Raw genomic sequence first — 12806 nt, forward strand, 5'->3', positions numbered from 1 at the left:
TCAGCGGCCCGCCGTTGCGGCAGGGATGCGGACAGCCGCAACGCTGCCCCTTTCGACAAGATGGCAGGCAAGCTCGACCCGCCGCCGTGGGGCCGCAAGGCCGAGCATCATGTCGCGCAAAAGATCGAGCGCGGTGGCGCCGAGTTCGCGCATCGGAATATGCACCGTCGAGAGCGGTGGATTGAGAAAGGCCGACTGCGGCAGGTCGTCTATGCCCATCACCGAGATGTCCTGCGGTACGGCATAACCCATCGCCTGCAATCCGCGCACCGCACCATTGGCAAGGCTGTCGCCCGCCGTCAGGATGGCGGTGAAGGTGAGGCCTTTCTCGCGGACAAGACGGGTGACGGCCTCGGCGCCGAGTTCCGGCAGCCAGTCATCGACTTCGAGCACCAGATCGGCATCGGCCGTCAGCCCATGATGCTGCAGGGCATCGCGCCAGCCCTCAAGGCGCCGCTCGATGGTCCGCCGCCCCGGCCTCAGCATGAACAGGATGCGTTCATGCCCGGCCTTGATCAGCCGCTCGGCAGCGATGAAGGCGGCTGAACGGTTGCAGGGTGTCACACTCGAAAGCCGCATATAGGGATCGTCGCTGTTGACCAGCACGACAGGTTTTCCAAGATCGGCGGCCGCTGCCAGCATCTCCTCTTCATCAACGGTCATGATCAGCATGCCGCCGAAGCTCGGATCGTCACGCATCTCGGCGACGACGCGGGCTTCATCCCCCTTGTCGGCGATGGGGCGCATCGCCAGTTCGATGCCGAGGGCGGTTGCACGCGCATTCAATCCTTCGAGCACATAGAGCGTGAACTGGTTGCGGACATAGTCGATCATCGCCGCGCCGGAGGCGACGAGCATGACCTTCTTGCCGGCAACGCTGGCCGGCAGCGCGTAGCTGACCGCACTCGCCGTTTCCAGCACCAGCTTGCGGATCTCCGGCCTGACGCCCTTTTCGCCGGCCAGCGCACGCGACACCGTGCTGATCGAGACGCCGCATCGGGCGGCAATGTCGTCGAGGCGCGTGCGCCTGCCTTTTTTCTCTTCCGCCGCCATGTCGTCTCCTCGCTCCCAACTATTATGCAAAAATCTTTCAGATTGCGCAAATGGAATGCCTATGCACAATTGTTGCTGAGGAGTCCGCGGCAGCGGCAGAGCAGGGAGGCTTTGAAATGTGGCTAGACGGCCAGTCGATGCGTCGGCGTTTTACCCGGCGTCTCAAGGATCGAGCATGATGCCGAAAAGTGTGAGCGGTTTTCGGACGACATCATGCTCTAGCTGTTCTAGGGCGGGCTGAAGCATGACCGCCGAGCAGCAATCTCATCTCCGCCGTGCAACGGTGAAGGATAGCCCGATCGTCTACTGGCAGCTCGCCGACCTGTGGCAGGAGCGCTATGACGTCGCCGACCGTCCGATGGACGGCAGCATGGATCCCTTCTTCTTCGTCACCAAGACGAAGAACTTCATTCCGCATGAATATCCCTGCCGCACCGAATTCAAAAAATCCTTCTCCGGCCGGCGGCCGCAACCGGCTGCCGAATTCGAGGCTGTCCGGTGGTGGCTTCCCTTTGCTTCCCCGCGTGTCGATCTCTCCGGCTTCTGGTTCCGCCCGACACGCATCGGCTGCTGGGCGCGCACCTTCCTCGATATCCAGTCTGCTGGGGCCGCGACGCTCCGCCTGTCGACCTGCGGTGGCGCGATCCTCTTCGTCAATGGCCGCGAGCAGGGCTTCATGGCGCCTTACCAGCGCAATCTCGAAGCCGAGCAGCTGTTCGAGGTCGAGCTGGCCGCTGGCCTCAACGAGATCCGCGTCTATTTCGACGATCTCGCCGAGCGCGACGCCCGTTTCTATTTCCAACTGGATTATGTCGAAGGACCGGAAGTTGAAACCGCCGTGCCCGTTCCCACCGCCGCCGGCGATGCGGATGCGCTGGAGGTCATCCTCGAAGGCATGCGCTTCGACCGCACTGCCTATCTCGGCGAAGATGTGACGATCCTCTTCCCCGTGCCGCTGCCGGTGGCGCTGAGCTGCCATGTCGAGATCGAAGGCGACTTCATGTCGATCGAGCGCTTCGACTATGATTTCGAGCTGGAAGCGGGAGCGACCAAGCTGGAACTCGGAACTTCGGCGGATATGCCCGCCGATTTCCGCCATTTCCGCATCACCTTCAAAACAGGCGAGCTTTCGCTCGGTCGCACGCTCGGCGTCGAGATCTGTCATCCCCAGCGCCAGGGGGATGCCCCCGCCATGCTGGAGGACCGCGTCGCCGAGGCGCTGGCCGAGGTCGCTGCCCATTCCGAGCCCGACACGGTCTGCGCTTTCGCGCGTCTTGCGCTGGGGCAGGGCGGCGAGGAAACCGAGGCGATGATCTCGGCGATGCTGCCGGTCATCGAGGATTGCCACGACTGCGCCGATTTCGTGCTGGTGCCGCTGCTCTTTGCCTATACACGCTGGAGTGATCTACTGTCACCCGAGCTGCGCGACAGGATCGAACACGCCGTCCTCAATTACCGCTACTGGATGGATGAGCCCGGCAACGACGTTCAATGGTATTTTTCGGAAAACCACGCGCTTCTCTTCCATACCGCCGCCTATCTCGGCGGCAGGCTTTTCCCCGATGCTGTCTTCGTCCGTTCCGGCCGCACCGGCGCGGAGCAGATGCAGGTCGGCGAAGAGCGCGTCCGCGCCTGGCTCGATCATTTCGAGCGCTGGGAAATGGCCGAGTGGAATTCCGTTCCCTATTTCCCGATCGATCTCAAGGGGCTGACGGCGCTGGCCGCCTGCGCGCCGGATGAGACGATCCGCAACCGGGCGAGTGCCAGCATCGTCCGCCTGATGGAGATCGTCGCCCGCTCGGCCCATCACGGCATGCTGACCGGCAGCCAGGGCCGCTCCTACGAACATACGCTGCGCCCCGGCCGCTCGGTCGAACTCTCTGCCATTGCCCGGCTGCTCTGGGGCCGAGGCTGGTACGGCCGGCGTGTCCACGCTTTGCCGCAGCTTGCCGTCTGCATCCGCGACCACGGCCTGTGTTTTCCAGAAGCGCTTGCGGCGATTGCGGCGCACCAGTCCGACGACGCGCAGGAATGGACCTTTTCACAGGGCGAGAACCGTTTCGCCGCCCTCTACCACTATAAGACCCGTGACGCCGCGCTCGGTACCATCGCCCATTATCGTCCCGGCGCCTGGGGCTACCAGGAGACGGTGCTGCATCTGCGCTTGGGCGACCGGCCGGAAGCGCAGATCTGGATCAATCATCCCGGCGAAACCATCCAGTTCGGGTATGGCCGGCCGAGCTTCTGGGGCGGCTGCGGAACGCTGCCGCGCGTGCATCAGTATCGCGATCTGGCGATCCTCGATTTCGACATCCATGAGGGCCAGCCGGATTTCACCCATGCCTGGTTCCCGCTCGAGGCCTTCGACGACACGGTGGTCGACGGCAATCTGGCGCTCGCCCGTTCCGGCAACGGTATTGTGATGCTGATCGGCAACGGCGCGCTGGAGCCGGTGAAGCAAGGGCCGACAACGGATATCGAGCTGCGGCTGGCCGGCCGCAAGGGCCGCTGGATCGTCCGTCTCTCCGATGTCGGGCGCGAGGGTAGCCTTGACGGCATGCAGGCGCGTTTCGCCACGCTTTCGGCCCGCCGCGACGAAGAGGGCGCATTGATCGTTATCGATCCGGATTATGGCCGGGTCGTCTTCGAAGAAGACGGCACCGTGCGCGCCGAAGGCCGTATTCTTCGCCCGACGGACTGGTCGGTGCGGGGAGACGCGGTACATCTGAAGATACCGGGCAGGCAGCCTCGGCGCGCGGCCTCGTAGACGACGTGTCTGGCAGGTGGAGGACCGGCCGGACGCAGGAATTGATCGATCAGAGGAGGAAAAAATGACCAGAATGAAATCGATCGGCGCGGCTTTTGCTGCAATTCTCTTGAGTTCCGTTGCCGCCCATGCCGGCGACGTGCGCATCATGTGGTATTCCGACGGCGGCGAAGGCGAGGTGATCAAGGACCTGCTCTCGCGCTTCTCCAAGGCCAATCCTGACGTCAACGTCATCCTCGACGAAGTCTCCTACGACGTCGTCAAGGAACAGCTGCCGGTTCAGCTCGAAGCCGGGCAGGGGCCGGATATCGCCCGCGTCACCAATCTGAAGGCGCCGGCCCAGCACTGGCTCGATCTTCGGCCCTACCTCACCGACGCGAAATACTGGGAGGACAATTTCGGCGCCCAGGCCGACTGGATGCGTCCCGACGGCTCGAACGCCATCACCGGCTTCATGACGCAGCTGACCTTGACCGGCGGCTTCGTCAACAAGACGCTGTTCGAGCAGGCCGGGGTCGAAATTCCCGGCCCGAAAGCCACCTGGGACGATTGGGCGGCGGCGGCCAAGAAGGTTGCCGACAGCCAGAAGGTCTTCGCCATGGCGATCGACCGCTCCGGCCACCGCGTCTCCGGCCCGAACATCTCTTACGGCGCCAACTACATCGCCGCCGACGGCAAGCCGGCGCCGATCGATCAGGGCGCCAAGGACTTCCTCAGCCGCTTCGTCAAGTGGAACGAGGACGGCACCATCAACAAGGATGTCTGGGTGAGTGCTGCCGGCACCACTTACCGCTCCGCCGCCGAGGACTTCATCAATGGCGGCCTTGCCTATCTTTATTCGGGCAGTTGGCAGGTTTCGGGCTTCGCCCAGAAGATTGGCGACAATTTCGACTGGGTGATGGCGGGCAGTCCCTGCGGTTCTGTCGCATGCTCCGGCATGCAGGGCGGCGCCGGTCTGGTGGCCGTCAAATACACCAAGAACCCGAAGGACGTCGCCAAGGTGATGGATTACCTGGCAGGTGCCGACGTGCAGAAGGAGTTTGCCGAACGCAGCCTGTTCATTCCGGCGCATAAGGGCGTCGCCGCCGGCCAGATGGACTTCAAGACCGACAATCCGCATGTGCAGGCGGCGCTGAAGGCCTTCGTCGAAGCGGCCGGCCAGACGGCGGCACCCGCCATGAAGCTGCCGGGCTGGAAGTGGTCGGATGCATATTACAGCGCCATCGTCGCCCGCATCAGCCAGGTGATCGCCGGCGAAATGAAGCTCGACGACGCCTATGCCCGCATCGACGAGGACATCAAGGCCAAGGTCGCCGGCAACTGACGGAAGAACAGATGACGGCGAAGACGGTTTCTTCTGAACCACCTGTCAAAACCGGCCTGCGGCAGGCGCTCTTGGCGCCTGTCCGGCTTGCCATGGGGCTCGTCGATATTCCCATGCGCGGCTGGCAGAAGTTGACCGGGCTGAACGGCATGGCGGGCGTCTTCCTGGCGCCCAACATGCTGATCTTCACCGTCTTCGTGCTGCTGCCGCTGGTCATCAACTTCATCTATTCGACGACGAGCGGCAGCGCCATCTTCCTGCAGAACAGGACCTATGTCGGCGCCGACCAGTACCGCATCCTCTTCGATTGCGGCAGCTATCTCGATCCCTCGACCTGCGCCGCCGATACTTTCTGGGCGGCGGTGCGCAACACCGCCGTCTTCGTCGTCTTCCAGGTCACAGTGATGCTGATCGCAGCGCTCGCAACGGCGCTGATCCTCAACCGTGAGCTTTCCAATCGCGGCTTCTGGCGCGCCGTCTTCTTCTTCCCGGTGCTGCTGTCGCCCGTCGTCGTCGGCCTGATCTGGAAATGGATCCTGCAGCGTGAAGGCCTGTTGAATTATGCGCTGAGCCCCTTCGGCTTCGAACCATTTTCCTGGCTCAGCGATCGCTTCTGGGCCTTTTTCTTCGCCGTCTTCGTCTCGGTCTGGGCGCATATGGGCTTTTATGCGCTGATCCTGCTCGCCGGCCTGCAGGCGATCCCCCGGGATCTCTACGAGGCGGCGGCGATGGACAGCGCCCGCCCGACCCGCATCTTCCGGCGCATCACCTTGCCGCTTCTGATGCCGAACCTCATCGTCGTCCTGGTCTTGGCGCTGATCCGCGCCGTGCAGATCTTCGACGAGGTTTTCGTTTTGACCGGCGGCGGGCCGGGCACCAGCACCATGTACATCACCCAATATATCTACGAGACCGGCTTTGCGAGTTCGCTGCGCAATCCGGGGCTGGCTTCCGCTGCCTCGATCCTGATGGGCATCGTGCTCGTCATCCTGACGCTGGTCCAGCTCGGCGTCAGCAGCCGCAACGAGAAGAAGGGAGCACGCCAATGAGCGCTGTCTCTGCCTTTCTGCTCCGCCGCCGCGGACGAGGCTGGCACTGGACGGATGTCGTCACCTGGATCTGGCTGATCTCAGGCGTCTTCCTGATGTTCGGGCCCGCCGTTTGGCTGGTCTTCTCTTCCTTCAAGACGCCGGCGGCCCTTGCCGAGTTCCCGCCGTCCTTCCTGCCCTACGTCACCGAACAGGCCGTGGTGCCGGGATACGACAAGCCGTTGCCGCTCTATAATGTCGCGATGCCGGATGGCAGCGTGCGTGTGCTCGCCGAAGTCCGCCGCATCGGCATCATCGGCCAGATGGTCGATCCGAAACAGCCGGGCGAAATCGTCAAGCCGAATATCAAGGACCGCACACCGGTGCGTCAGGTCGAATTCGCCGGCGGCAACTACACCGAACCGTTCCAGCGCTTCGATTTCTTCCTGTTCCTGCGCAACTCCGTCTTCGTCACCGTCGTAGCGACGGCGATTACGCTGCTCGTCAATTCCATGGCCGCCTTCGCGCTGTCGAAATACCAATTCCCCGGCCGCACCGCCGTCATGCTGATGATCCTGGCGACGCTGATGGTGCCGCTTTCGGTCATCGTCGTGCCGCTCTATTCCGTCATCGGCACGCTGAACCTCTTCGACAGCCTCTGGGGCGTCATCCTGCCGACGGTCGCCACCCCGACGGGCGTCTTCCTGCTCAGGCAATACATGCTGACGATCCCTGACGAATTGCTCGACGCCGCCCGCATGGACAAGGCCAGCGAATGGCAGATCTACTGGCGCATCATCCTGCCGCTGTCGGCGCCGGCTCTCGCCGTGCTGGCGATCTTCTCCGTCGTCTGGCGTTGGAACGACTTCCTCTGGCCGCTGATCGTGCTGTCGCGCAAGGAACTCTATACGCTGCAGGTCGGCCTCAACGTCTATGCCGGCGAGCTCAATGTGCAATGGCACTACATCCTCGCCATGACCGTCGTCTCGATGATCCCGGTCGTGCTGATCTTCGTCTTCCTGCAGCGCTTCATCACCACGGGCATTGCCGGCTCGGGGCTCAAATAGGCCACCTTAAAAGAAGAAAACAGGAGAGTGCATGAGCGGGCTCGAGCTCAGGAACATCGTCAAGAATTTCGGCGCCGTCGAGGTCATTCGCGATGTCTCGCTTCATGTCAATGACGGCGAGTTCGTCGCTTTCGTCGGCCCTTCCGGTTGCGGGAAATCGACGCTCTTGCGCCTGATTGCCGGCCTCGATAAGCCGACTGACGGCAGCATCGCCATCGACGGCAAGGATGTTACCGCTATCAGCGCTGCCGATCGCGGCCTGGCCATGGTCTTCCAGTCCTATGCGCTCTATCCGCATATGAGTGTCAGGGAGAACCTCGCCTTTGGTCTCGAGAACACCAAGGTGGCGAAAGCCGAGATCGAAGCGCGCATTACCGACGCCGCGCGCATGCTGGAGATCGAGCCTTTCCTGCAACGCCGTCCGGGCCAACTCTCCGGCGGCCAGCGCCAGCGCGTCGCCATCGGCCGCGCCATCGTGCGGCGGCCGGATGCCTTTCTGCTCGACGAGCCGCTATCCAATCTCGACGCCGAACTCAGGGTCAGCATGCGGGCCGAACTGGCGGCCCTTCACGCCCGCCTGAAGGCGACGATGATCTACGTCACCCACGATCAGGTCGAGGCAATGACACTGGCCGACCGCATCGTCGTGCTGAGAGGCGGCAGGATCGAGCAGGTGGGAACACCGCTGGAACTCTACAACAAGCCGGCCAACCGCTTCGTCGCCGGCTTCATCGGCGCGCCGCACATGAATTTCCTCGAAGGTGCGATTGTCGGTCACGAGGGCGGTTTCGCTGAAGTCGAAACCGTCGGCGGCCATCGCCTTTCCGTCATTGCCAAGGAGGCCCCCCCGGCGGGCGAAAGGGTCAGCATCGGCATTCGGCCGCAGCATATCACCCTCGCCGAAGCGGGCTCAGCGGGCAGACTGGATACAAGCGTTACCCTTGTCGAGGAATTGGGCTCGGAGACTGTCGTCCACGCCGACGCAGGCGGGAAGAAGCTGATTGCGGTTTTTGCCGGCCAGCAGCGGATGAAATCGGGTGACAGCCTGCCGCTGCATCTCGACCCCGATGTGCTGCACCTCTTCGGCGAGGACGGCAGGCGCTTGTCCTAAGCATGACGCGCAAAAGTGTGCGGGCATTGGAGTCATTCTTGGGACTCTGCTGCCCAGCCTTGACGTGCTGTTCATTGGATCCACCTTGGTTTGCCATTCGGTTCTCCTTGGTTTGAACGAGGCCACGTCGACCTCGAGAGGAGAACCGCGCTCCCGCGCAAGCGTTCCGCATTTTAATATTTCGTGATCTTCGCTCGGAAAAAGCGCTACGAGGACGTGGACCGGGCGGGTAGGGAGCTCGACTGCCATTTCGTTGGCCAGAGTGAGAAAGCGGAAAAATCCCGATGTTCTCCAGCACCGCCGCGTCCGCTTGGCGCGGCCCGCAACATCGATCAAAAAGTGCGCATGTTGGCGAAAAGGTTCCAGAAAAACAATTGCATCCACCCGCGCCGGAAGCCTCGATGCGGCTCGCCGGCTCTTTCCAAATCGACGGGTCGCTCTAACTTAGAGAGTATCTGACGAAAAGGAGAAAACCATGACCGACGCACCGAATACGGCGACCCCGGCGCGGAGAGTGTTGCGTGGCCGCCCTTACAGCATCGGCGAATTTGCCAGGAAATATCGGCTCGACGACAAGGAGGCAAAGCGCCTCTACGACAAGTTCGGCCCGTCGGCCACCGAACTCGACCTATTGATGGCAGCAAAGCGGCGCCCGCCGGGCCTGCCGACCAATCTCGACGGCTGACGGGCGCCATGGGTATCCGAACCGGAAGTTGCCTTTGCGGGGCGGTGGCCTACAGGGTGGAAGGCCAGCCGCTTCGCACCGGCCTCTGCCACTGCGCCGATTGCCGCAAATCGAGCGGCTCCGCCTTCGTGTTCTTCGCGGTCTGGCCGCGCCAGGCTTTTTCCCACAGCGGCGAGATCGCCACCTTCGCCGGCCGCAGCTTCTGCCCCGTCTGCGGCGGCAGGCTTTTCTGCCTCAGGGAAGACGAGGCGGAAATCCGTCTGGGCTCGCTCGACAGTCCGCCAACCGACTTTGCGCCTGGTTATGAGGTCTGGATCAAGCGGCGTGAACCGTGGCTGCATCCTTTGCCCGGCGCGGGCCAATTTGCCGAGGATCCGAACTGACGGACGCTTGCTCATCGAAAACTTGACTTTCCTTACCAATATTTCATTTCACCCATCCGCAATTCCGTGCCAGTTCGGCGGCAACGCTAATCGCCGGTTCATCTGCGTTGTGATTACTTCGCCGCAGAGGCCACAAGCGGCCACTGACGGATTGAGGACGACATGAACAAAATCGTAAGCGGCAGCGAAACCGGAGCAAAGACAGGCGCAGCGTCTGATCTCGCCGCGGTCCTTGCTGCATCGGGCCGGCAGGGCAAGCGCAGCCGCTGGCGCGGACGCCTGCTCATCCTGCTGATTCTCATCGCTGCTGCAGCCGTCTCCGCTTATGTCTATATGGGCCGTGGGCAAAGCGAAGTGAGCTATGCCACCCAGCCGGCAAAACGCGGCGACCTGACGGTGCTCGTCACCGCCACCGGTTCCGTGCAGCCGACCGAGCAGGTGGATATATCGAGCGAACTGTCAGGCACAGTTCGCGACGTCAACGTCGATTACAACAGCACGGTCAAATCGGGCGAAGTGCTCGCTCTCCTCGATACCAACAAGCTCGAGGCCGATGTGAAGAGCTCGCGCGCCAAGCTCAATTCGGCCAAGGCGAACGTCATCAAAGCCAATGCCGATATGCAATCGGCAGGCACCTCGCTCGAGCGGCTGAAGAGCCTGGTCAAGAGCAACGTCTCCACCCAGCAGAGCCTCGACGACGCCAGCTACAAATATGATTCCGCCGTCGCCGCCAAACAGATCAATGAGGCCGAGGTTCTGGCCTCGGAGGCCGACCTGCAGCTTGCCGAAGTCAATCTCGCCAAGGCGAAGATCATATCGCCGATCGACGGCGTCATCCTCACCCGCTCCGTCAATCCTGGCGCCACGGTCGCAGCCTCGCTCTCGGCGCCGATCCTTTTCACCATCGCCGGCGACCTGAAGAAGATGGAGCTGCAGGTTGATGTCGACGAGGCCGATGTCGGTCAGATCGCCGTCGGCCAAAAGGCGAAGTTCACCGTCGACGCCTATCCCGATCGCAGCTTTCCCGCCGAGATCGAGCAGATCCGCTTCGCCTCCGAAGTGGTCAACAATGTCGTGACCTATAAGGCGGTCCTATCGGTCGACAATGCCGATTTGCTGCTGCGCCCCGGCATGACGGCGACGGCCGATGTCACCGTCGAGGCCGTCAAGGACACGCTGATGGTGCCGAATGCGGCGCTGCGCTACGCTCCGGCGCAGGCGGAAAGGCGCGGCCGCGGTATTTTCGGCATCTTCGGCCCGCCGCGCCAGCGCAACAACAATGCCGGTCCGGCGCTGAAGGGCGCTGAGCGCCGTGTCTGGCTGCTGCGCAACGGTCGCCCGGCGCCTGTTGTCATCCAGGTCGGCTCATCTGACGGCCAGTTCACCCAGGTCGTCTCCGGCGACATCAAGGAAAACGACGCACTGGTGACCGACGCCACGACGCGTGCGAACTAGGCGGAGAGACGGATGGCAAGCCCGCCGCTCATCGAATTCAGACAGATCTCGAAAATTTACGGAGAGGGCGAGGCGGCGATCCGCGCGCTCGACCATGTTGACCTTGCGATCAACGCCCATGAATTCGTCGCGATCATGGGCCCGTCTGGCTCCGGCAAGTCGACGGCGATGAACATTCTCGGCTGCCTCGACGTGCCGAGCGCCGGCGACTACATCTTCGAGGGTATTCCGACCAGCGGCTTCGACCGCAGCCAGTTGACGCTGCTGCGCCGGCACATGCTCGGCTTCGTCTTCCAGGGCTTCAACCTGCTGTCGCGCACCTCGGCCGTCGAAAATGTCGAACTGCCGCTGATCTATCGCGGCATGGCGGTGCGCGAGCGGCGCGAACGGGCCCGCGAGGCCTTAGCACTCGTCGGCCTCACCGGGCGCGAACATCACAAGACACAGGAACTGTCAGGCGGCCAGCAGCAGCGCGTCGCCATAGCCCGCGCCATCGTCACCGAGCCAGCGCTGCTGCTCGCCGATGAGCCCACCGGCAATCTCGACACGAAGACCAGCGTCGAGATCATGGATCTGATGACGCGGCTGAACCGCGAGCAGGGCATCACCATCGTCATGGTCACCCACGAACCCGATATTGCCGCCTATGCGCAACGGCTGCTGCGTTTCGTCGACGGCAAGCTGGAGACGGAAGTCGAGCATCGGAGGAGGGCGGATCATGTTCTTTGAGACGCTGAAACTGGCGCTGCGGGCCATCAGCCGCAACATGCTGCGCTCGTTCCTGACCGTGCTCGGCGTCGTCATCGGCGTTGCCGCTGTCATCGCGCTGGTGACGATCGGCAACGGCACGACCGCACAGGTCTCGACCGAGCTGTCGCGGCTCGGCACCAACATGCTGTTCGTCCGTCCCGGCCAGTTCGGCCCCGGTCGGGCAAGCTCCGAGGCCAAGCGCTTTAGCGTCAAGGACGTCGCGGCCATCCGCGACCAGATCGGCGGTCTCAGGGCGGTGGCGCCGCTCAACCAGTCGACAGCGACCGTGATTTTCGGCGGCCAGAACCATTCGACCAGCGTGTCGGGCACCACCAACGACTATTTCATCGCACAGGACTGGAATCTGGCGCTCGGTCGCAATTTTCTTCCCGCCGAGGAACGCGGCCAGGCGCGCTGCATCATCGGCGAGACGGTGCGCTCACAGCTCTTCGGCAGCGCTGACCCTACCGGCCAGCAGATCCGCGTCGGCAAGGTCTCATGCCCGGTCATCGGGGTGCTGGCCAAGCGCGGCCAGTCCGGCATGGGCAACGACCAGGACGATGTCGTCATCATGCCGGTCAAGGTGTTTCAGCGGCGCATCAGCGGCAGCAGCAACGTGCCGCAGATCATCATCTCGGCGCGCGACGGTGTCTCCACAGCCAAAGTACAGTCCGATGTCGAAAATCTCCTGCGCGAGCGCCGCAAGATCGTGCCCGGCCGCCAGGACGATTTCAACGTCAACGACATGACTCAGATCGCCGAGGCGATGACCGGCACGACGACGCTGCTGACCGGCCTGCTCGGCGCCGTCGCGGCGATCAGCCTGCTCGTCGGCGGCATCGGCATCATGAACATCATGCTGGTCTCCGTCACCGAGCGCACCCGCGAGATCGGCATCCGCCTGGCGATCGGCGCGCTCGAAAACCAGGTGCTCACCCAGTTCCTGGTCGAGGCGGTGGCACTGTCGCTGTTCGGCGGCATCACCGGCATCGTGCTGGGGCTCAGCCTCGGCTTCGGCGCTGTGACGCTGCTGAAAGTACCCTTCGTCTTCAGCCCCCTGATGGTCGCCGTCGCCTTCCTGTTCTCCGCGGCGATCGGCATGATCTTCGGCTATTTTCCGGCGAGAAGGGCCGCGCAGTTGAACCCGATCGAGGCGCTGCGGCACGAATAATGCGCCGTGGCA

The 12806-nt window shown here is 63.0% G+C and carries 12 protein-coding genes; 11 read left to right on the forward strand and 1 reads right to left on the reverse strand.

The window, feature by feature from the left end; translation table 11 throughout:
* A complete protein-coding gene (locus AC2444_RS09590; RefSeq protein WP_012757400.1) occupies positions 1 to 1053 on the reverse strand; it encodes a LacI family DNA-binding transcriptional regulator in 1053 nt (350 codons plus the stop codon).
* 244 nt (positions 1054 to 1297) lie between these two features.
* Here AC2444_RS09590 and AC2444_RS09595 point away from each other — a divergent pair, with 244 nt between their 5' ends.
* The 11 genes from AC2444_RS09595 to AC2444_RS09645 all read left to right on the forward strand — a co-directional run bounded on the left by AC2444_RS09595 (position 1298) and on the right by AC2444_RS09645 (position 12794).
* Entirely contained in the window at positions 1298 to 3820 is a 2523-nt protein-coding gene (locus tag AC2444_RS09595) for a hypothetical protein (RefSeq protein WP_012757401.1), read from the forward strand.
* 64 nt (positions 3821 to 3884) lie between these two features.
* Positions 3885 to 5144 carry an ABC transporter substrate-binding protein gene (locus tag AC2444_RS09600; RefSeq protein WP_012757402.1) on the forward strand — a complete coding sequence of 420 codons (1260 nt, stop codon included), beginning with the start codon at positions 3885 to 3887 and terminating at the stop codon, positions 5142 to 5144.
* 11 nt (positions 5145 to 5155) lie between these two features.
* On the forward strand, positions 5156 to 6193 hold the full coding sequence (locus AC2444_RS09605; RefSeq protein WP_128449079.1) for a carbohydrate ABC transporter permease: 1038 nt from the start codon (positions 5156 to 5158) through the stop codon (positions 6191 to 6193).
* On the forward strand, positions 6190 to 7239 hold the full coding sequence (locus AC2444_RS09610; protein WP_128449082.1) for a carbohydrate ABC transporter permease: 1050 nt from the start codon (positions 6190 to 6192) through the stop codon (positions 7237 to 7239). The genes AC2444_RS09605 and AC2444_RS09610 overlap by 4 nt, the downstream gene beginning before the upstream one ends.
* A 31-nt stretch (positions 7240 to 7270) precedes the next feature.
* Positions 7271 to 8350 (forward strand): ABC transporter ATP-binding protein, encoded by a 1080-nt coding sequence (locus AC2444_RS09615; RefSeq protein ID WP_012757405.1) that lies wholly within the window; start codon positions 7271 to 7273, stop codon positions 8348 to 8350.
* Between the two features lie 284 nt (positions 8351 to 8634).
* On the forward strand, positions 8635 to 8793 hold the full coding sequence (locus AC2444_RS09620; RefSeq protein WP_164902751.1) for a hypothetical protein: 159 nt from the start codon (positions 8635 to 8637) through the stop codon (positions 8791 to 8793).
* Positions 8794 to 8825: 32 nt separating this feature from the next.
* Entirely contained in the window at positions 8826 to 9035 is a 210-nt protein-coding gene (locus AC2444_RS09625; RefSeq protein ID WP_012757407.1) for a hypothetical protein, read from the forward strand.
* Between the two features lie 8 nt (positions 9036 to 9043).
* A complete protein-coding gene (locus tag AC2444_RS09630) occupies positions 9044 to 9418 on the forward strand; it encodes a GFA family protein (RefSeq protein WP_012757408.1) in 375 nt (124 codons plus the stop codon).
* Positions 9419 to 9580: 162 nt separating this feature from the next.
* On the forward strand, positions 9581 to 10873 hold the full coding sequence (locus AC2444_RS09635) for an efflux RND transporter periplasmic adaptor subunit (protein WP_012757409.1): 1293 nt from the start codon (positions 9581 to 9583) through the stop codon (positions 10871 to 10873).
* Between the two features lie 12 nt (positions 10874 to 10885).
* Positions 10886 to 11602, forward strand: coding sequence for an ABC transporter ATP-binding protein (locus tag AC2444_RS09640; RefSeq protein ID WP_012757410.1), 717 nt, complete (start codon positions 10886 to 10888; stop codon positions 11600 to 11602).
* On the forward strand, positions 11592 to 12794 hold the full coding sequence (locus tag AC2444_RS09645; protein WP_012757411.1) for an ABC transporter permease: 1203 nt from the start codon (positions 11592 to 11594) through the stop codon (positions 12792 to 12794). The genes AC2444_RS09640 and AC2444_RS09645 overlap by 11 nt, the downstream gene beginning before the upstream one ends.
* Positions 12795 to 12806 lie beyond the last annotated feature (12 nt).

This window comes from Rhizobium sp. WSM1328 (assembly GCF_057653715.1).